18 protein-coding genes and 1 riboswitch are annotated in these 19,038 nt (G+C 52.7%); of the genes, 14 read left to right on the top strand and 4 right to left on the bottom strand.

The features are described 5' to 3' along the window. Window positions 1-11 precede the first annotated feature (11 nt). Genes BN3277_RS11735 through BN3277_RS11725 form a run of 3 tightly spaced genes read left to right on the top strand, consistent with a single transcriptional unit; the run spans window position 12 to window position 2,733 of the window. Window positions 12-710 carry a response regulator transcription factor gene (locus BN3277_RS11735; RefSeq protein ID WP_059042890.1) on the top strand — a complete coding sequence of 233 codons (699 nt, stop codon included), beginning with the start codon at window positions 12-14 and terminating at the stop codon, window positions 708-710. Continuing rightward, the gene (locus BN3277_RS11730) at window positions 707-2,146 is read left to right on the top strand and encodes a sensor histidine kinase (protein WP_059042889.1); all 1,440 of its coding nucleotides are present in this window, start codon (window positions 707-709) and stop codon (window positions 2,144-2,146) included. The genes BN3277_RS11735 and BN3277_RS11730 overlap by 4 nt, the downstream gene beginning before the upstream one ends. A gap of 44 nt (window positions 2,147-2,190) precedes the next feature. Further along, the gene (locus BN3277_RS11725) at window positions 2,191-2,733 is read left to right on the top strand and encodes a GNAT family N-acetyltransferase (RefSeq protein ID WP_059042887.1); all 543 of its coding nucleotides are present in this window, start codon (window positions 2,191-2,193) and stop codon (window positions 2,731-2,733) included. A 69-nt stretch (window positions 2,734-2,802) separates the two neighbouring features. Here the strand turns inward: BN3277_RS11725 and BN3277_RS11720 are convergent, their stop codons facing one another. Then, window positions 2,803-4,023, bottom strand: a complete 1,221-nt coding sequence (locus tag BN3277_RS11720) for a glucose-1-phosphate adenylyltransferase (protein WP_059042885.1) — start codon at window positions 4,021-4,023, stop codon at window positions 2,803-2,805. A gap of 183 nt (window positions 4,024-4,206) precedes the next feature. Here BN3277_RS11720 and glgB point away from each other — a divergent pair, with 183 nt between their 5' ends. After that, on the top strand, window positions 4,207-6,138 hold the full coding sequence (glgB, locus tag BN3277_RS11715) for a 1,4-alpha-glucan branching protein GlgB (RefSeq protein WP_059042882.1): 1,932 nt from the start codon (window positions 4,207-4,209) through the stop codon (window positions 6,136-6,138). Further along, window positions 6,135-7,565, top strand: a complete 1,431-nt coding sequence (glgA, locus tag BN3277_RS11710) for a glycogen synthase GlgA (RefSeq protein WP_059042881.1) — start codon at window positions 6,135-6,137, stop codon at window positions 7,563-7,565. The genes glgB and glgA overlap by 4 nt, the downstream gene beginning before the upstream one ends. A gap of 28 nt (window positions 7,566-7,593) precedes the next feature. Here glgA and BN3277_RS11705 read toward each other — a convergent pair whose 3' ends face one another. Beyond that, window positions 7,594-9,342, bottom strand: coding sequence for an alpha-glycosidase (locus BN3277_RS11705; protein WP_059042879.1), 1,749 nt, complete (start codon window positions 9,340-9,342; stop codon window positions 7,594-7,596). 264 nt (window positions 9,343-9,606) lie between these two features. Between BN3277_RS11705 and BN3277_RS11700 the strand changes: the two genes are divergently transcribed. The 4 genes from BN3277_RS11700 (at window position 9,607) to BN3277_RS11685 (ending at window position 12,975) form a co-directional block, all read left to right on the top strand. Then, entirely contained in the window at window positions 9,607-10,458 is an 852-nt protein-coding gene (locus BN3277_RS11700; protein ID WP_059042877.1) for a transporter substrate-binding domain-containing protein, read from the top strand. 98 nt (window positions 10,459-10,556) lie between these two features. Further along, window positions 10,557-11,219, top strand: a complete 663-nt coding sequence (locus tag BN3277_RS11695; RefSeq protein ID WP_059042875.1) for an amino acid ABC transporter permease — start codon at window positions 10,557-10,559, stop codon at window positions 11,217-11,219. Then, window positions 11,206-11,928 (top strand): amino acid ABC transporter ATP-binding protein, encoded by a 723-nt coding sequence (locus BN3277_RS11690; RefSeq protein ID WP_059042873.1) that lies wholly within the window; start codon window positions 11,206-11,208, stop codon window positions 11,926-11,928. Before BN3277_RS11695 ends, BN3277_RS11690 begins: the two co-directional genes overlap by 14 nt. A 186-nt stretch (window positions 11,929-12,114) precedes the next feature. Continuing rightward, a riboswitch (cyclic di-AMP (ydaO/yuaA leader) is annotated at window positions 12,115-12,284 on the top strand. A 7-nt stretch (window positions 12,285-12,291) separates the two neighbouring features. Further along, the gene (locus BN3277_RS11685) at window positions 12,292-12,975 is read left to right on the top strand and encodes a 3D domain-containing protein (protein WP_059042868.1); all 684 of its coding nucleotides are present in this window, start codon (window positions 12,292-12,294) and stop codon (window positions 12,973-12,975) included. A 40-nt stretch (window positions 12,976-13,015) separates the two neighbouring features. Here BN3277_RS11685 and BN3277_RS11680 read toward each other — a convergent pair whose 3' ends face one another. Continuing rightward, window positions 13,016-13,837, bottom strand: a complete 822-nt coding sequence (locus tag BN3277_RS11680; protein WP_059044743.1) for a polysaccharide deacetylase family protein — start codon at window positions 13,835-13,837, stop codon at window positions 13,016-13,018. A 203-nt stretch (window positions 13,838-14,040) separates the two neighbouring features. Here BN3277_RS11680 and BN3277_RS11675 point away from each other — a divergent pair, with 203 nt between their 5' ends. Genes BN3277_RS11675 through mobB form a run of 5 tightly spaced genes read left to right on the top strand, consistent with a single transcriptional unit; the run spans window position 14,041 to window position 17,837 of the window. Beyond that, the gene (locus BN3277_RS11675) at window positions 14,041-14,736 is read left to right on the top strand and encodes a dihydroorotate dehydrogenase electron transfer subunit (RefSeq protein ID WP_059042867.1); all 696 of its coding nucleotides are present in this window, start codon (window positions 14,041-14,043) and stop codon (window positions 14,734-14,736) included. After that, complete coding sequence (locus BN3277_RS11670) at window positions 14,733-15,665, top strand: dihydroorotate dehydrogenase (RefSeq protein WP_059042865.1); 933 nt, start codon at window positions 14,733-14,735, stop codon at window positions 15,663-15,665. The genes BN3277_RS11675 and BN3277_RS11670 overlap by 4 nt, the downstream gene beginning before the upstream one ends. 37 nt (window positions 15,666-15,702) lie before the next feature. Further along, window positions 15,703-16,047 (top strand): prenylated flavin chaperone LpdD, encoded by a 345-nt coding sequence (gene lpdD / locus BN3277_RS11665; RefSeq protein ID WP_059042863.1) that lies wholly within the window; start codon window positions 15,703-15,705, stop codon window positions 16,045-16,047. After that, entirely contained in the window at window positions 16,044-17,312 is a 1,269-nt protein-coding gene (locus tag BN3277_RS11660) for a molybdopterin molybdotransferase MoeA (protein WP_059042862.1), read from the top strand. Before lpdD ends, BN3277_RS11660 begins: the two co-directional genes overlap by 4 nt. Window positions 17,313-17,351: 39 nt before the next feature. Then, on the top strand, window positions 17,352-17,837 hold the full coding sequence (mobB, locus tag BN3277_RS11655; RefSeq protein WP_059042860.1) for a molybdopterin-guanine dinucleotide biosynthesis protein B: 486 nt from the start codon (window positions 17,352-17,354) through the stop codon (window positions 17,835-17,837). A 95-nt stretch (window positions 17,838-17,932) separates the two neighbouring features. On the opposite strand, the gene xerS is transcribed toward mobB, so the two are convergent. Further along, the gene (gene xerS, locus BN3277_RS11650) at window positions 17,933-19,015 is read right to left on the bottom strand and encodes a tyrosine recombinase XerS (protein WP_059042859.1); all 1,083 of its coding nucleotides are present in this window, start codon (window positions 19,013-19,015) and stop codon (window positions 17,933-17,935) included. Between the last annotated feature and the right edge of the window lie 23 nt (window positions 19,016-19,038).

The following is a 19,038-nucleotide window of genomic DNA, read 5'->3' as shown; positions in this document are numbered from 1 at the left end:
GGGCAACCAAATTGAGTAAAGTGCTGATTTTGGAGGACGAAGAGTCCATCCGCAGTTTTATCGTTATTAACTTGAAACGTAACGGCTTCGATGTCCTCGAAGCTGCGGACGGCAACGAAGCGTTAAGTAAGCTGCAGAGCGTTCCGGACATCGACATTGCGCTCCTCGATGTGATGGTTCCGGGCATCGACGGTTTTGAAGTGTGCCGACGCATCCGCGAAACGAACGAACGGATCGGGATTATTTTCCTTACTGCTAAGGTTCAGGAGCAAGATAAGGTATACGCCTTGTCTGTTGGGGCAGACGATCACGTCAGCAAGCCGTTTAGCCCAACCGAGCTGATCGCTCGGATCCAGTCGCTGCTGCGCCGGGTGAACGTTTACCGTGAGAGCAGCGCGAAAGTGACGTTTACGTCCGGACCCTTTACCCTGGATTTGATCTCCAAGCAGTTCAAGAAGAACGGGCAGCTAATCGAGCTGACCCCTACGGAGTTTTCATTGATCCAGTTCTTCTTGGAGAAGGAGAACACGCCGCTGAGCCGCGATTTACTCCTAGATCATGTTTGGGGCAAGGAATATATGGGCGATCCGAAGATTGTGGATGTGAACATTCGCCGTTTGCGGCAGAAAATCGAAACCAATCCGTCCGAACCGGCTTTCCTGCAAACCGTGTGGGGGCACGGTTATAAGTGGAAAGGCGAGGGACAATGATCAAGAAAGGGATTGGACGGCAAATCGTCTTACACTATTTCATCGTTGTATTCGTAACTTTGTTTATGGTCGAGGTCATTTTTACGTTGGCCATTCGCATGTATTACTACGATACGATCTATAACCATATGTCCAATCACTCCATGTGGGCTTCGGATTATTTCCAGAAGTTCGTCCGGTTGAATGCGGAAGGGGATCCGGACTATTTTACGGAGATGCTTCGCACCTTTGAGCTAGATAACACGGAGTTGATGATCCTGGACCGCAGCGGCGAGGTTAAAGCGAGTACAAACGCCTTCCAGGCGGACAAAGCGATTCAAACCAGCGATGTACCGCAAGCGTTAGCCGGCAGTGTAGGCAAATGGATCGGACGGCAGCCGGCGACCGGTGAGCTGGTCATGTCCGTATCCAGGCCGCTGCAGATCCAAGGCCAGACGCAATATATCGTCCGTTACGTCACCTCGATGGAGTCGGTGAACTCCAAGCTGTTAAACCTGACATTTATGTCGATCGCCGTCTCGGTGGCCGTCTTGGCGCTGGTTACGTTGTTTAGTATTGGCTTAGCGAATTCGATCGTTAAGCCCATTAATAATATTCGCGCCGTATCGGCGCAAATGGCCCGCGGGAAATTTGATGCACGAATCAAAGGGAACTACCGATACGAGCTCGGCGAGCTGGCTTCAACCTTGAATTATATGGCCGAGGAGATCGTCCGAAGCAACCAAATCAAGGATGATTTCATCTCCTCGATTTCGCACGAGCTGCGCACACCGCTGACCGGAATCAAGGGCTGGAGCGAGACGTTAACTTCCGGCGGCTTTGATCCTGAGGAGACGAAGATCGGGATGGGGATCATCGCGAAGGAAACCGATCGTTTGATCGGTCTCGTCGAGGAGATCCTGGATTTCTCGAAGCTGCAATCCAACGAAATGAAGCTGGTGATCGGCCAGGTGAACCTTAAAGAGCTGCTTCAGGAGACGATGTTAAACGTCTGGGCCAAGGCGGAACAGAAGCAAATTCAACTGAAGCTGGAAGACAAGACCGAAGGGTCTGCCATCGTCAGCGGGGACGGTAATCGCCTCAAGCAGGTGTTCCTGAATGTGGTGGATAATGCGATCAAGTTCTCCCATGAACAAAGCTGGATTCATCTGGTGATCAACCCTTTAGAGAAGGAGCGGGTTCGGGTTGAAGTCATCGATACCGGGATCGGCATCAGCGAGGAGTATTTGAACAAAGTCAAGGATCGTTTCTTCCAGGTAAATCACCAGGGCGGCGGAACCGGATTGGGCCTGGCAATCAGCCAGCAACTGGTTGAACTGCATCGCGGTGAAATGGACATTCAAAGCGAGCTTGGCGTTGGGACGACCGTTTCCGTGACGCTGCCGCTGCTTCGTGAGACCCAAGATGCAAGCGGCACGGACGAGTCACAACCTTAACTGTAACGTAGAGAGAAGAAAGTCAAGGAAGGAGGGAGCTGGGGATGAAACAGCTGACGGATACACTGGAAACGGAACAAGGGACATTTACCGTTTCACTAGCGGGCGAGAACGATTTAGATGAGGTGCGGCAACTATTGATTGAAGCCGCAAGCTGGATGCAGGAGAACGGTGTGAAGCAGTGGAACCCGCAGCAATTCACGTCAGATTTGGTCCGGGCGTATTACGAGGAACGGGAAATCTATTTGCTGAGGTTCTCCGGTGAAACGGCGGCAATGTTTACGCTGCAGGATTCTGACCCGGATTACTGGGGGGAACGGAATATCGCCGGCTACAGTTATCTGCATCGTTTGACGATTCGCTTGCCTTATCGCGGCCGCGGGCTGAGTGCTGAGATTTTACGCTATGCGGCCAAACGATCCCGGGCGCTTCAGCGTACTGGCTTGCGGCTGGATTGCTGGAATCAGAACCTGAAGCTAAATCGGTTGTATCAGAGCTTAGGGTTTCAGCTTCAAGGCACGGGCCGCTTAAACGGCCGTGAATTTAATCTATATCAGCTGGACCCTCAATTGTATCATCAGAGCTAATCAAAACCCAAAAGGGGCCGTCTCGAAAGATCATCCATGGATTCTTTCGAAGCGGCCCCTTTTGCTCTGTTACGAGAGCAAACCTTCGGCGCGCAGCCGGGGAGCGTTGTCGTAAACCTCTTGAAGCAGACGAGCGGGCTGCGGTCGGTTCAACGGTTTGGCAAACACGGTTTCGTAGGGAGCAACGACGTGGATGTCTGCAGGCCCCGCTTTGATGACAGCCCCGTCCTTGATTACGGCGCCTTCGCCGATAATGGCCCGTTCAATGTGGACGTTGCGGCCGATTTTAGCGCCCGGCATGATCACACTGTCCTTGATTCGAGAATACCGGCCGATTTCCGTGCCGCTAAAAATTACAGATCGTTCAGCAAATCCTTCAAGCGCGCAATAATCATGGACGAGGGAGGATGGGGCGTGCAGGTTCCGTTTTTTGACCCATCCTTGGAGGATTGGACGTTCCCGGGTAAACATCGGCCAATCTTCGCGATGCAACTTCCATTCGGAGGATTCGGCGAGCAAATCCATATGCGCTTCCCACAGACTTTGCACTGTTCCCACATCCCGCCAATAGCCCTTGAACTCATAGGCGTGTAACGGTTCGCTTCCAGCTAGCATCTTCGGAATCAGATCCTTGCCGAAGTCATGGCTGGAGTTAGGGTTCACCGCATCCTCCTCCAGCTGCCGCTTCAGGAACTCCCACTCGAACAAATAAATGCCCATCGAAGCGAGATTGCTGGCGGGCTGCGGCGGCTTCTCCGCGAACTCGGTAATGCGGTTCTGTTCGTCCCTGGACATGACTCCAAATCGATGTGCTTCCTCCCAGGGTACCGGCATCACCGAAATCGTCGCCTTGGCTTGGTGACTGAGGTGGAAATCCAGCATGTGACGGTAGTCCATATGGTAAATATGGTCTCCCGAAAGGATAAGGACGTATTTGGGCGAATGGGCGTCGACGAAGGCCATATTTTTGTAGATGGCGTCTGCCGTTCCCGCATATTCCTCAACGCCTTCCCGGAACGCGGGCAACAGCGTGATCCCGCCGTCCTCCGAGTGCGTCAGCTTCCAGGGATCGCCTTCGCCGATATGCTCATGGAGCGAAGCCGCTTCGTATTGCGTAAGTACGCCAATCGTGTCGATCCCGGAATTGACGCAGTTGCTGAGAGGAAAATCGATGATCCGGTATTGTCCGCCAAAATGCACGGCCGGTTTCGCCTGCTTGGTCGTCAGCGGAGATAATCTTCGACCTTCCCCGCCGGCAAGAAGCATCGCAATACAGTCCTTTTTCCTCATTTCATTTCCCTCCCGTATGTTTTTGTCTGTGTAGCACATACATTAAAGGATATAATGTAGTTGGAATAAATTATGGAAATCAAACGAAAATATTACATCATTTTATTGTAAATGCTGAAATTTTTTTATTTATGCTAAATTTTCTTGAATTTCATTTCAGATCATGTAAGGGTGGTGGCCTAATTGTTCGATTCCAGCTCCGAATCCTCTTGGGGTTCCTCCGTATCCCCGGCGGATCTCTACCTGTTCCGCGAAGGGACGTTGTACCAAAGCTACCGCACGTTTGGCGCTCATCCCGTAACCGAAGGGGGAAAAAGCGGTGTCCGCTTTACCGTATGGGCCCCGAAAGCATGCCAAGTCGCCGTTGTCGCCGATTGGAACGGTTGGAAGGGGACGCGTGATGTACTATATAAGATACCCGATTCGGGAATTTGGACTCGTTTTTTTCCGGATGTTCAGGTTGGAAGTTTTTACAAGTATGCCCTGACGGGATCGGATGGGGAAACGCGGTTTAAAGCGGATCCGTATGCCTTTTACGCGGAGGTGAGGCCCAAAACAGCTTCGATTGTCGCTAAGCTGGACGATTACGTCTGGCGTGACGAGGAGTGGATTCAGGGGCGCAGCGCTCCGTACGAACAGCCGGTGAATATCTATGAGCTGCATTTTGGTACCTGGCGGCAGCGACCCGACGGAACGTTTTACACCTACCGGGAGATGGCGGATTTAGTTGTCCCTTACATCAAAGAGATGGGTTATACCCATATCGAGATTCTGCCGTTATGCGAGCACCCGTATGATTTATCCTGGGGATATCAGGCGACCGGTTATTTTGCGCCGACCAGCCGTTACGGGGAGCCGCAGGACTTGATGTACTTTGTGGATTGCTGTCATCAGGCCGGAATCGGCGTCTTACTGGACTGGGTGCCGGGCCATTTTACGAAAGATGATCACGGATTACGCCTATTTGACGGGACACCCCAATACGAATACGCCGATCCAGCTAAAGCGGAGAAACCCGGTTGGGGGACGCTCAGCTTTGATTTCAGCAAACCCGAGGTTCGTTCTTTTTTGATCTCCAGTGCGATATATTGGCTTGAACAGTATCATTTTGACGGCCTGCGAGTGGACGCGGTCACCAGCATGATACGATACGATTTCGAGAAACCTTCCTGGGCGGCGGCCCGCAATGAACAAGGCGGCAGCGAAAATTTGGAAGCCATTGATTTCCTGCGGCAGTTAAATACGGCGGTGTTTCGCTACTTCCCGCACGCGTTGATGATGGCGGAAGAGTCCAGTGCATGGCCGATGGTTACCGCTCCCGCGCATCATGGCGGGCTTGGCTTTAATTACAAGTGGAACATGGGCTGGATGAACGATACGTTAGATTATTTTGAGACTCCGTTCGGGGAACGCCCTCAGCGCCATCACTTGCTAACCTTTCCGATCTGGTACGCCTATTCGGAGAATTTTACGCTCCCGCTTTCCCATGACGAGGTGGTGCACGGTAAAAAATCGCTGCTGGACAAAATGCCGGGCACGTACGAACAAAAATTCGCCGGACTTCGCCTGCTGCTGGGGTATCAGTTGACGACTCCCGGGAAAAAACTGATATTTATGGGCGGGGAATTCGGCCAGTTTATCGAATGGCGGGATCAGGGCGAGCTGGATTGGTTTCTGCTGGAATATGAGTCGCATCGGCAAATTCACGGCTACTGCCAGGCGCTCAACCGCTTTTACCTCCAAGAGCCGGCATTGTGGGAGCAAGACCATGTGTCCGAGGGTTACCAATGGATGATCCCGGATGATGACAAGCAAAGCGTTATTGCGTATGTGCGAAAAGGAAAGCAGCCGGAGGAGCTTTTGCTAGTCATGTTGAATTTTCTGCCTGAAGAGAGAAGTGATTATCGCGTTGGGGTTCCATTGCCTGGGCGGTATGAACTCGTGTTTACCAGTGATGACGTTCGTTTCGGCGGCTTAGGGACCCCGCAGTCCAAGGTGCTTCCAAGTGAAAAAGCAGGCTGGAACGGGCAAACTCAAAGCCTCATCGTTACGCTTCCTCCGCTGAGCATGACGGTATGGAAGCGTCAAGCGCCAAGAAGGAGGGCGAAAGGATGAATATTTTATTTGCCGCGGCGGAAGTCGCGCCGTTTATGAAAACCGGAGGGCTGGCCGATGTGATCGGTGCGCTGCCTAAGGCGTTGATCGAAGCCGGCCATGACGTGAGGATCGTAATGCCGAGATACCGAGAACTGCCGTCCGTGTATCGGGATCGTCTGGAGCATCTGGGCACCGCCAATGTGCCGGTTGGATGGCGGACCAAGTACGGCGGGATCTCCATGCTAAACTGGGAAGGCCTTCCCGTGTATATGATCGATAACGAGGACTATTTTGGCAGATCCGGGGTTTACGGGCATTGGGATGATGGCGAGCGATTTGCCTTTTTGGACCGAGCTGTGCTTGAATTGCTGCCCCTTACCGGGTTCGTGCCGGACATTATCCATTGCCATGATTGGCATACCGCGATGATACCGCTGCTGCTTCAGGAGCATTACCGCGATCGGCCGGACTACCGGAATATACGAACCGTTTATACGATCCATAATCTGTTGTATCAGGGGATTTTTCCGGAGGAGGTGCTAGGCGATTTGTTGGGTCTGCCTTGGGATTACTTCACGCCGGAGGGTGTGGAGTATTACGGCAATGTTAGCTTTATGAAAGCCGGCTTGGTTTACTCCGATCGTGTGACAACCGTTAGCCCAACTTATGCCGAGGAGATCAAAACGGAGCATTACGGTTACGGGTTGGACGGCTTGCTTCGTTCGCTGGGCGGGCGGTTGTCAGGAATCGTCAACGGAATCGATACCCGGGCCTACGACCCGGAGACCGACCTGGAGCTGTTTGCCCGATACGGCCGTAGCTTGGAGCAAAAACGCGCCAATAAACCGGTGCTTCAGCGGGAGCTCGGTTTGCCGGAGGCGCCGGATACGCCGCTTGTCTCGATGGTAACCCGTTTGGCCGAACCAAAGGGGCTGGATCTGGTGACTCGGGTGCTGGATGAATGGCTTGGAGAAGACGAGGTGCAATTCGTACTGTTGGGGACAGGGGACACGGCTTATGAAAACTGGTTCCGGGAAGCGGCATCACGCCATCCGAGAAAATTGTCGGTCCAAATCAGATTCAGCGACGCCTTGTCCCGGCGAATCTACGCCGGCAGCGACATCTTCCTGATGCCTTCGCGGTTTGAGCCATGTGGCATCAGCCAACTTCTGGCTCTGCGATACGGCACGATCCCTGTCGTGCGGGAAACCGGGGGTTTAAACGACACGGTGCGTTCCTATAACGAGTTTACGGGGGAAGGTAACGGCTTTTCCTTTCGCAACTACAATGCTCATGATATGCTGCATACGCTGCGCCGGGCGGTGTCCTATTACCGTCAGCCTGAGCATTGGAGCCGGATAACGGCAAGTGCCTTCGCCGGCGATTACGGATGGGAGGCTTCGGCAAGGCAATACATCGAGATCTACGAAAGCCTAAAGAAATAGCGGACGCCGGTCGTCCGCTTTTCCTTTGTTAATTTTGAATGTGCCGGTACAAAATCCGAAAACCATAGGCTTCGAGGGAGATGCTCATAATCCCGTTCGCCGGGGCGACCGCTTCTTCCGTCAAGGCATCCCGCCAATCGCTGGTTTGCATCGGATGCGTTAATGTTACAGCCTTAGGAGTGTTGTTCATCCATACGGTAAAATGCATTTGCTCGTCCATTCGTTCATAGACGATACACGGATCGCCCGGTTCAGCATGCAAAAAGCGGAAGCGCCCGTGCCGGAGCGCCGGATGTTTCTTGCGCAGCGCGATCATCAGCTTATAGAAGTCGTAAAGCTCCCGATCCTGTTTGCTGCGGTCCCACTCCATGCATTTGCGGCAGTCCGGGTCGCCGTCCCCGGTCAGTCCAACTTCATCACCGTAGAACACACAAGGCGTCCCAATATAGGTGAACAGAAAAACGACGCATAGCTTGAGCTTCCGTTTATCACCGCCGACACGGGTCAACAGGCGCGGGGTGTCGTGGCTGCCCAACATGTTAAAGACCACTTCATTCGTTTGATGTGGATATCGCATGATCAGCGAACCCATTTCGTCGGAGAAGGCCGCTCCGTCCACGCCACCGGTGAAGAATTCCAGCACTTTATCGGCAAACGGATAATTCATGACCGAGTCAAATTGATCTCCCAGCAGCCAGTTTAGCGAATCGCTCCATACTTCCCCGATCAAATAAGCTTCCGGATTAGCCTGCTTCACAACCTGCCGAAATTCGCGCCAAAACGGATGATCGATCTCATTGGCTACATCCAGCCGCCAGCCGTCCAATTTGATTTCTTTAATCCAATATTCGGCCACGCCCAGCAAATAATTACGCAGATCCAGGTTGGCCGTATTAAATTTAGGCATATTTGGAAAAAAACCAAACGTATCATAAGTAGGAACCCCGTTTTCCACTTTCGCGGGAAAGGAGTTTACGTGAAACCAGCCGGCGTAGGGGGAGGCTTCTCCATTTTTCAACACGTCCTGGAACGGGGGGAAGTGCTCGCCGCAGTGGTTAAAAACGGCATCCAGCACAACCCGGATTCCTCGCTCATGGCAGCGTTCAACCAAGGTTTTCAGCAGCTCGTTATCGCCGAATTGAGGATCTACCCGCTTGTAATCCACGATATCGTATTTATGGTTGGACGGAGCCGTAAATAAAGGTGTCAGATAAAGCGCGGTGATCCCTAAATCGGTCAAGTCGTCCAAATGATTGATGATCCCTTGCAAATCGCCGCCAAAGTAGTTCTCACGCGTTGGCTTGCCGCCCCAAGGCTCCACCGGTTTCGGGTCATTGGAAGGGTCCCCGTTAGCGAATCGCTCCGGCATAATCTGATAAAATACGGCTTGCTTAGCCCATTCCGGTACTCGGACCACCTCGATTTCGTGAATGTACGGAAATTCGAAGCATTCGCCGGGGGGGTGAGGGGCCTCCGACTGCGTGCCTGTATCCAGCAGGTAGACCGATTCCGTTCCCGCGGTGAGTTTAAACGCATAGGAGAGGCGCTTGAACTTGGGACGCACGGCTACCTCCCAATAGTCGAACATGCGGTCATGGGCCGCTTTTTCCATCGGGAGCTCCTGGTAGGTCCCCGCCCAGTCGTATTTGTCCCCGGTCATCGCGTAGACCTGTTCCACATCGTCCCGCTTGGTTCGGATGCGGAGGTGGATCGTGGTTGGATCGTATGCATAAGCCCATTTGTCCCGGGGCACATGGTAGAGCGCTTCAAGCAGCACCGATTGGCGCCTCCTCTCGCTGAGATGATTGTGCTCATTATTCCCCAAGACAGGGCAGAGCATGAACCGAATAATGAACATAATTATTCATTGAATTGACCAAAGTATGATAAAGGCGGATTCGCGGGGCAGGTTCAAGTCTGAACTGTGAAAATATCAGGAATGCTATGAAAATTGTTTTGCATATATATGCATTCTGATTTATAATTAGCCCAGTAATCATCTTAGAATGAAAATAAGCAAAGCAGAACAGGAGAGAGATCCATGAAAAAATGGGGTATGTTATTCATAACGGTCATGATGGTCACGTTGGTGCTGGCTGCCTGCGGCCAGGAAAAAAATAACAGCGGTAATGCAGCGAACAACGCCGGGCAAGCCGCGAATCAAAACGAAACCCAAGCGGGCGGAGAACAAACCAAACCGGCCCAAAAACTGATCGTTGGCATGAGCGCGGACTTCCCGCCGTATGAGTTCCACATCAAAAACGACAAAGGCGAAGACGAAATCGTTGGTTTCGATGTGGAGATCGCCAAAGAGATCGCCAAGGATATGGGCGCTGAGCTGGAGATTAAGGACTTGAAATTCGATACGCTGCTGAACGAGCTGTCGAGCGGACGCGTTGATCTCGTCATCTCTGGACTGAGCCCAACGCCGGAACGTGCCGAACAAATCGATATGTCGCAAATTTACTACAAAGCCGAGCAAGCCGTCGTGACGCGCGAGGCAGACAAAGACAAATTCAGCACAATGGAATCGCTGGAAGGGGCAAAAATCGGCGTTCAGCAAGGTTCCATTCAAGAAGATATGGCGAAGGAAATCCCGAATGCCCAATTAACTTCGCTGGGCAAAATCAACGATATCATTATGCAATTAAACACGAACCGCGTAGATGCAGCTATTTTGGAAGGTCCGGTCGCAGAATCGTTCGTCAAGAACGTAAAAGGCTTGGTCATCACCGATGCCAAACCGGTGACCGAGGATGAAGGTTACGTGATTGGTATTAAGAAGGGCAACCAAGAGCTGCTGGATCAAGTGAATCAAACGCTCGATCGCCTGATTAGCGCGGGCAGCATCGATCAATTCGTTGCCGAAGCTAGCGAGCTGGCCGAGAAATAATCACGGTATCCATTCACAGAAAATAGCGAAGCCCATTTCGCTATTTTCTGTTTTTTTGCGTAAGGGTTTGAGGTAAAGGAGGAGGAAGGAAGGACGTTATGGACTTAATTTCAATGTTTATGGAATACCGCAGTTACTTCTTGGCCGGTGTACAGTATACGCTGCTCTTGGCGGCAATCAGTGTGTTCTGCGGCTTTGTCCTGGGGTTGTTGATCGCGTTGGTGCGCATGTCGCCTTGGGGGATTCTGCGTTTTCTCGGCCATGCTTGGGTGGAATTTCTGCGCGGCACGCCAATGATGGTCCAATTGTTGATTATTCACTACGGGTTTGCGTTTATGTTTGACATTAACTTCTCGCCGATTCAATCGGGGGCAATTACGTTGTCGATCAACAGCTCCGCTTATTTAGCGGAAATATTTCGTGCCGGTATTCAAGGCGTGGATCGAGGACAGGGAGAAGCGGCCCGTTCCTTGGGGATGACGAAAGGGATGACCATGCGCCATATCATCATCCCGCAAGCGATCAAGTCAGTACTTCCCGCCATCGGCAACGAGTTTATCACCATCATCAAAGAATCCTCAATCGTCTCGATCATCGGTACGGCCGAGCTGATCTATCAAGCGCAATCGGTTGTAACGATCACATACGACGGAATGACGCCATACTTGATCATCGCAATCATGTACTTTATTCTGACATTCACGCTGTCCCGCATTTTGGGCGTGTTCGAAAGGAAGTTGAAGACCAGTGATCACCGTTAAAGGTTTGCATAAAAAATTCGGCCAACTTCATATTCTGCGCGGCATCGACCTGGAAATCCAAAAAGGCGAAGTCGTTGTTGTCATCGGGCCAAGTGGATCGGGGAAAAGTACGTTTCTCCGCTGCCTGAACCTGTTGGAGGTCCCGACCGATGGCGAGATTACGTTTGAAGGGGCTTCAATTACCGGCAAGGGACATGACATCAATAAAACCCGCGAGAAAATGGGGATGGTGTTCCAGCACTTCAACCTGTTCCCGCACAAGACGGTGATCGACAACATTACGCTCGCGCCGATTCGAGTTAGAAAGCTCGACAAAAGCAAAGCGGAAGCGATTGCGATGGACCTGCTTCACACGGTCGGACTGGAAGATAAGCGGGATGCCTATCCGGCCCAGCTCTCCGGCGGACAGAAGCAGCGGATCGCCATTGCCCGCGCACTGGCCATGGAGCCGCATGTCATGCTGTTCGATGAACCCACGTCTGCGCTTGACCCGGAGATGGTTGGGGAAGTGCTGGATGTGATGAAGAGCTTGGCGGAGCGGGGGATGACGATGGTCATCGTAACGCATGAGATGGGGTTTGCCCGTGAAGTAGGTGATCGTATTCTGTTTATGGATCAAGGCGTCATCCTGGAGCAGGGCACGCCGCAAGAGGTGTTTGGCGCGCCGAAGCATCAGCGGACACAAGATTTTTTGAGCAAGGTATTATAATTCATAGACCTGTTAGACCGTCCGGAATTTTCGTTTTGGACGGTTTTTTCATGCTCATTTCGCGACCGAACAAATGATCGATTTTAACCTTCTCTTTACGATTGAACACAAAAATGTAACCCGTCCCATCAAGGTTTTTCGCTACTTGGTGGGAATTACCTGAACAACTGGTTACAAAATTGTGATATATTCAATAGGCCGAAACCTGATCTTGAGGTGCGGGGGACGAAAGTTGAAAACGAACCGTGTTAAACGTAATTCGTATTCTTGGGGTGAAGCGCATCAAAGGATGCGCCGGGAACGTTCCTTTTTCCCGAATCCGACAACTAACTCCGCAGGCGCAGCAAAAAGGAGGGCAATTCATTGAAAAGTCGCATTTGGTCTAAAATTGCAGCATCGGTGTTGATCGCCGCAAGTTTAACGATTTCCCTGCAGACGGCTGCCGTCCATGCAGACGCGGTACATAAAGCCGCGGAGGGGGACACATTCTATCTCCTCTCTAAGCAATATGGCGTGGATTTGAAGAAGCTTATGGCCGCTAACCCATCCGTAAATCCACAAAATATATATGAAGGCCTGAAAATTACCATTCCGGGAGCTGAAACCCGCGCCATGGCAATGGCTTCGGCCGAGCCGGTCGCAACCCCGACAACAACGGCTACCGCTTCCAAGCTGAAGGTGATGTCCAGCGATAATGTCGTTGAGGCTTGGGGCAAAACCTTTACTTACTCGCAAACCATCGATGTTAAGGCATCTGCCTATACCGCATCGGCCAGCGAAAACGGGAAATGGGGCGCGGTGGACTACTTCGGCAACCCGCTGAAGCTGGGCACCATCGCCGTGGATCCGAAGGTGATTCCGATGGGCACGAAAGTGCTGGTGACCGGGCACAGCCATGACGGATTGCCGGATCAAGCTTTTGTGGCGACGGCCACGGATCAGGGCGGTGCGATCAAAGGCAACCGTATTGACATCTTTATTCCCGGCAGCGCGGCTGCTGCCAAAACCTTTGGTTATCAAGACGTGACCCTATACGTATTGAAATAGGGCACAAGCAGAGCTCCCTCGTTGAGGGAGCTCTTTTTCATTAGCGGTATTTGGTGGTTTGCAGCATCTCGGCCAGATCGACAAAATGATACCCTTGCGCCTGCAGGGTGTCAATAATCTCGGGCAAGGCTTGAATAGTACCCTCTAAGTTGGAGCCGACACCGCCGCCCGAATGCTGAAGGATGATGGAGCCCGGTCCCGCTGTACCGATGACATTCGCTTTGATTTTATCCTTGCCTAAGCCTTTCCAATCCTGGGAGTCCACATTCCAGTTCACCAGGGTATACCCGTTTTTCTTGGCCCACTGCACCTGGGCTTCCGTAATCTCCCCATAGGGCGGACGGATCAGCTTGGGACGGTAGCCCACCGTGTTTTGAATGATTTTCTCCGTACGCAGAATTTCGTTTTGGAACTGTTTGACCGAGCGTTTATGGAAATTCGGATGACTAAAGGAGTGATTTCCGATCAGATGACCTTCATGATGAATCCGTTTCATCAGGGAGGGGAATTTCTTTGCTCTAACTCCCATCACAAAGAAGGTCGCTTTGACCCCTTTACGATGAAGCACATCCAGAATTTGCGGTGTAAATCGCGGATCGGGTCCATCATCGAAGGTCAATGCAATCTGCTTCACCTCCGGTCCTCGGAATTTGAAGGTCTCCGAATATTTGCGCCGCAGTTCCCCCAGATCTACAGGTTTGGCGCCAACGGGTGCCGCTTGGTGCTGCTTCAGGTCTCCCTGAGAACCCGCGCTCTGGGTTTCGTGATCGGCGGTGGAGGCATCAACGTGGGAAGCTCCGAAGCTGGCGCTGCACATCAACAACGATGCGGCCATAAACAAAACCCCTGCTTTCTTAACCATGAAAAGCAATGTAAGACCTCCTTAATCCGAATACAGTAGCTGCTGTGTTTAAGTATTCCCTAATCTTTTGCAGAAAATGATTGAAAACGAGAAATAAGACCTTCGTTTTACCTAACGTCTAATGTTGTGAGGATTATCACAGACGATCCCGGCGAAAAATTGCATCCTTTGATGAAGCAGAAACGAAGGGATGAGGTGGATTCATGGCAACGGTAGTGGCCAACCAAGAAGTCGCACAAGGGGTGTTTAAGCTTACGGTGCAAGGACGGTTTACGGGAAAAATGGGGCAATTCTACATGCTGCGCGCCGGGGATCGCTACCCGCTATTGTCTCGGCCGATCAGTATTTTCGATATCACCGAGAATCAAATCGATTTCCTTGTCCTGGTTGCAGGGGAAGGAACCGCGTTGTTAGCGGGACTAAAGACAGGCGATACGCTGACGCTGGACGGGCCATTTGGCAACGGGTTCCCGCAGCAGATAGGAAAGACGGCGTTTGTGGGCGGCGGCATCGGGATCGCCCCGTTCTATTACGCACTGAGACAAGTCCCGGAGGCCGACGTCTATCTCGGATATAGCCGGGAGGCTTACATGGTGGAGAAGTTCCGTTCTGCATCCCGGGGAAACGTGACGGTGGATGTGGGCGGAGTGATTTTGGACAAAGTGGATTTTAACGCTTATGATACGGTGATCGCCTGCGGGCCGCATCCGATGCTGCATGCCGTTCAACGCAAGCAGGGGCAAAGCAACGGAAGAGCCAAAGTATACGTCTCCCTGGAGAATCGCATGGCCTGCGGAATTGGCGCCTGCCTTGTATGCAGTGTGAAATGCAAAGACGGCCGGAAGAAAGCCTGCGCCGACGGGCCGGTGTTTTTGGCGGAGGAGGTGGTGTTTGAATGACGGATATCTCGTGCAGCTTCGCAGGGGTTTCTTTGAAGAATCCCATCGTCATGGCCTCCGGGACGTTTGGCTTCGGCAAGGAGTACGGTGCTCTTTACGATATCAACAAGCTTGGCGGCCTATCCGGCAAAGGGTTGACGCTTCATCCGAAGGCGGGGAACGATGGGATTCGGGTTGCGGAAACGGCTTCCGGCATGTTAAACAGCGTTGGATTAGAAAATCCGGGCATAGCGGCTTTCCTGCGTGAGGAGTGTCCGCGATGGGAGACGCTTCATTTGGCGCGAATCGTGAATTTGGGCGGGAATACGATCGATGAATATGTGGAAGGCGCAAGGTTGATTGACGAGGATGCAGCCTGGCGGAAGCGGGAAGGCCGAACCGCCGTCGACATGATCGAGCTGAATATCTCCTGCCCGAACGTGAAGGCAGGGGGGGTGGCGTACGGGATCAAGACGGATATTGCCCGGCAGGTCGTTCGCGAGGTTCGCGCGGCAACCTCGCTGCCGCTGGTGGTGAAGCTGTCGCCTAACGCCGAAGATATCGTCGGGATGGCCGTGATGTGCCAGGAAGAACAAGCGGAAGGCGTCTCGTTGATCAACACGTTCTCGGCGATGAAAATCGATATTACCAAGCGACGGAGCGTCTTTGACAATATGTACGCAGGCCTCTCCGGTCCGGCGATCAAGCCGATCGCCTTGCGGATGGTGCATCAAGTCTGTCAAGCCGTCACCATTCCGGTAATGGGGATGGGCGGGATCAGCAGCGCCGAGGACATCGTCGAGTTTATTATGGCAGGGGCTGCCGTTGTTCAAGTGGGAACCTATAACTTCGTCCACCTCCGGGCAGGAGAGCAGCTAGTCGATGACCTGACGGCATGGATGAGCCGTGAAGGCATCCAAACCTTGGACGAAATCCGCGGAATCCTATAAAATAAAGGGCATACTGTTGTGGAAGGAGCTGCGGCAATTGTCATTTGAGGATATAAAGCTGGAAGCGATCCCGGTGGGCCGCGATTTGCTGCTGTTGATGACCGGAGGCGTCTCTCATATCGGAGCGGCATCCACGGCCTATCCGGCTGGGGATCGAATTGAGGCGCTGACCTCCGCTGTACCGGGACATAAGGAGCACACCCTTAGCGAGGATTATGCCCGCCGCGCATCGGCGGCGCTGGGACGAACCGTCACCGTGGTCATGGGGATTCATTACGATAATTTAAGCAAAGAAGAAATCATGGAGATCGCCAAGCGAACCTCTTCAATGTTAGATGAATATTTGCTAGAGCAGCAAGCGAATGGAGCGGATCGCCGATGAACGAAGCAGATCAGGCTAAATTTCGCCGTAAAGCGTTGCCCGTAGCCGAAGCCCAAACGCGAATTATGCCCTACGCCAAAGAAACGGAAACGGAAATCGTCCCGCTGCCGGAAGCGTTGGGACGGATTCTGGCGGAGCGTGTTACTGCGCCGCATCCGTACCCGCATTTCCGCCGTTCGGGAATGGACGGATTCGCTGTCTTAAGCGGCGATACAACAGGCTGCCACGCGGAACAACCCGTGCTCCTGGAGGTGGTGGACGAGATCCCCGCCGGATCCGTTCCGAAGGTGAAGCTGACGTCGGGTCAAGCGGCCCGGATTATGACCGGGGCGAAAGTTCCCGATGAAGCGGACGCCGTGGTGATGTTTGAAATGACCGAATCCGTCGTCCAGGAGGGGAAAACCTATATCCGCCTGATCCGGGAGATCGAGAAAGGTAAAAACATCACACCGGTTGGCCTAGAACTGTCGCAAGGCGACGTGATTCTGGAGGCGGGGCGCAAGCTGTCGGCCGGCGAAATCTCGGTGCTGGCCACGTTTGGCCTACACCAAGTTCCCGTGAGGAAGCGGCCGCGGATCGCGGTCTTCTCCACCGGTTCGGAGCTGCTGCGCATAGATGAACCGCTGCAGGATGGCCGAATCCGCAACAGCAACACGTATATGCTGTACAGCCAAATCATTGAAGCGGGCGGAGAACCAATTTTGTTCGATGCGATCGAGGATGACTTGGCGCAAGCCAAAGCGCAAGTGGAAGCGGCTTTCGCCAACTACGACATGGTCGTGACCACCGGCGGCGTATCCGTGGGCGACTACGATATCATGGCTGACTTGGTGTCGGGCGGCAGCGTGGATATGCTGTTCAACAAAGTCACCATGCGTCCGGGAAGCGTAACGACCGCGGCGGTGAAGGACGGCAAGCTGCTGTTTGCATTGTCCGGCAATCCCGGCGCTTGTTTTGTTGGCTTCGAGCTGTTCGCTCGCCCGGCGATCGGCAGAATGATGGGGATTCCTCACCCGTTTCTTCCGGAGTTGACAGCCGAGCTGGCTCGGCCCTACGGAAAAATCAACAACTTTACCCGGTTTGTACGCGGTCGCTTGGAGCTTCGAGACGGCAAGCTCTACGCTATTCCTGCGGAGCTGGACGAATCGGGCGTGATGATCACGATCAAAGACAGCGATGCGTTGATCATCATTCCACCTTCCAACAAGGGGATGGAGGCGGGCGTTCAAGTCCGTGTATTGAAGCTGCCGGGTGGCAGCTTCTGATACAGTCACAATCGTTGGAAGGACGAAGGAGGGATCCGCGTGGCACCGGTGATACAAATCGTGGGGTACAAAAACAGCGGAAAAACGACGTTAATTACTCGGCTGGCGAAGTTATTTAATAGCATGAATCTTCGGGTAGCCGTGATCAAACACGACCTGCACGGGTTTGAAGCAGATCGAGAGGGGACCGATTCATACCGCTTTCGGGAGGTTGGAGCGGCAGCGGCGGCGATCACGTCACCTTGGCGTACGGCGATCTTCGAAGAGCGGGAGACGCCGCTGGCCGAGCTGGTCGAGCATTTTGCCAGCTATGATCTGATCTTAGTCGAAGGGTTTAAACAGGAAGCCTACCCGAAAATGGTGTTGTTGCGTTCCGCGGAGGATGAACCGTTGGTTCGGGAATTACGCCAGGTCTTCGCAATCGTTCAGAAAGAGGCGGGGACCTCCGGGCAGAATGGTCTCCCTCGGTTCCAACGCGACGAAATCGAGCCCATTGCCGAATACATTCGGCAAACCTGGTTGTAGCTTCTTCAACGCAAATCAACGTAAAAGGGACTTCCCGCATAAACTGCAGGAAGTCCTTTTTGTTGTTGGCAGTGTAGCCGTATTCTCATCCGGCGTCAGCCGTTGACCCGGCGTTCAATCGCCTCGGACATTGTCTTATCCGTAAGATGCGCATAAACCTCGGTTGTTTCCGTTGAGGCGTGGCCGAGCTGCTCCTTCGTCTTATAAATATCGTTCTGCAAATAGTAGTCGGTCGCAAAGGAATGCCGCAGCTTATGGACGGTCAGGTACGGCTTGCCGAATCGCTTGGCGTACTTGATGATCATCGCCTGCATCGCGCGTTTGGTCATCCGTTTGCCTTCCTTTTGTCCATTCGGAACGGCGACAAACAGGGCTTTCTCACGTTTGGGCGTGTGGTACCGTATCTGTCGAAGCGTCATATAGGCAGCCAAATCATCTTTGGACTGTTCCCGAAAGTAAACGGGAGTTTTGAACGTCTCATCATTGTGGCCTTTCCGATAAACGTAGATAAGTTTATTCGCGAGATCCAGGTCATCTACATTCAAGTTCACGACTTCGGAGACGCGCAACCCGGAGTTCAGGATCAGGCTGACAATACAAGCATCGCGTTCTTTGTTCAGCTCGTAGGCATACAACGCCTGCTTGTTGTCCGCCACATCCAGGCCGTACCCCTCAGCGATATAGGCGATAAAATCCATCAATTCGTCTTCTTCCAAAATTTTGCCCTTGAGCTTGGCTGCCGTGTCCTTGGGTTTATGGATGCGTTTGATTTCCACTTTGGCCATGATGTTACGCTTTAACAGCGGGTAGAAGTTCTCGTCCTCAGCAATTTGGCTCAAGTAATGAAATAACGAGCGCAATGACGACATTTTTCGCGAAACCGTAATTTTAGAGTTAGTGCCCTCAGTCCGAGTGGTTAAGTGAAGACGGTAACCTACAATGCTCTCCATGTGTAGCGTCTCTAGCTCCAGGAGCGTGACTTGAGCGTTCGTCTCCGCTGCCGATAATCCTTCTGCGCGCAGCCAGCCGAAGAACTGTTCATAGTCCCGAACATATTCAAGCAGCGTAGAAGGGGAGAGATCAGGCAGCTTGTAATCGATAAATTGCTGCACGAACCAAGGCATATGTACTATCTTCTCGTCCAGCTTCCGGCGATCGATGGCTTTTTGGATATTCATATCGGTCCCTCCTGAACGTCCGG

The organism is Paenibacillus rubinfantis (assembly GCF_001486505.1).
In the GTDB taxonomy this organism is placed as follows: Bacteria; Bacillota; Bacilli; order Paenibacillales; family Paenibacillaceae; genus Fontibacillus; species Fontibacillus rubinfantis.
Note: the sequence above shows the minus strand (reverse complement) of the source record. Positions and strands in the feature narration are given on the sequence as shown.

Coding starts and splice junctions, on each gene's coding strand:
- BN3277_RS11730 (WP_059042889.1), top strand. CDS start 707: ATGATCAAGAAAGGGATTGGACGGCAAATCGTCTTACACTATTTCATC.
- glgA (WP_059042881.1), top strand. CDS start 6,135: ATGAATATTTTATTTGCCGCGGCGGAAGTCGCGCCGTTTATGAAAACC.
- BN3277_RS11725 (WP_059042887.1), top strand. CDS start 2,191: ATGAAACAGCTGACGGATACACTGGAAACGGAACAAGGGACATTTACC.
- BN3277_RS11720 (WP_059042885.1), bottom strand. CDS start 4,023: ATGAGGAAAAAGGACTGTATTGCGATGCTTCTTGCCGGCGGGGAAGGT.
- BN3277_RS11675 (WP_059042867.1), top strand. CDS start 14,041: ATGGCAACGGTAGTGGCCAACCAAGAAGTCGCACAAGGGGTGTTTAAG.
- BN3277_RS11660 (WP_059042862.1), top strand. CDS start 16,044: ATGAACGAAGCAGATCAGGCTAAATTTCGCCGTAAAGCGTTGCCCGTA.
- BN3277_RS11695 (WP_059042875.1), top strand. CDS start 10,557: ATGGACTTAATTTCAATGTTTATGGAATACCGCAGTTACTTCTTGGCC.
- BN3277_RS11680 (WP_059044743.1), bottom strand. CDS start 13,837: ATGGTTAAGAAAGCAGGGGTTTTGTTTATGGCCGCATCGTTGTTGATG.
- BN3277_RS11670 (WP_059042865.1), top strand. CDS start 14,733: ATGACGGATATCTCGTGCAGCTTCGCAGGGGTTTCTTTGAAGAATCCC.
- BN3277_RS11700 (WP_059042877.1), top strand. CDS start 9,607: ATGAAAAAATGGGGTATGTTATTCATAACGGTCATGATGGTCACGTTG.
- xerS (WP_059042859.1), bottom strand. CDS start 19,015: ATGAATATCCAAAAAGCCATCGATCGCCGGAAGCTGGACGAGAAGATA.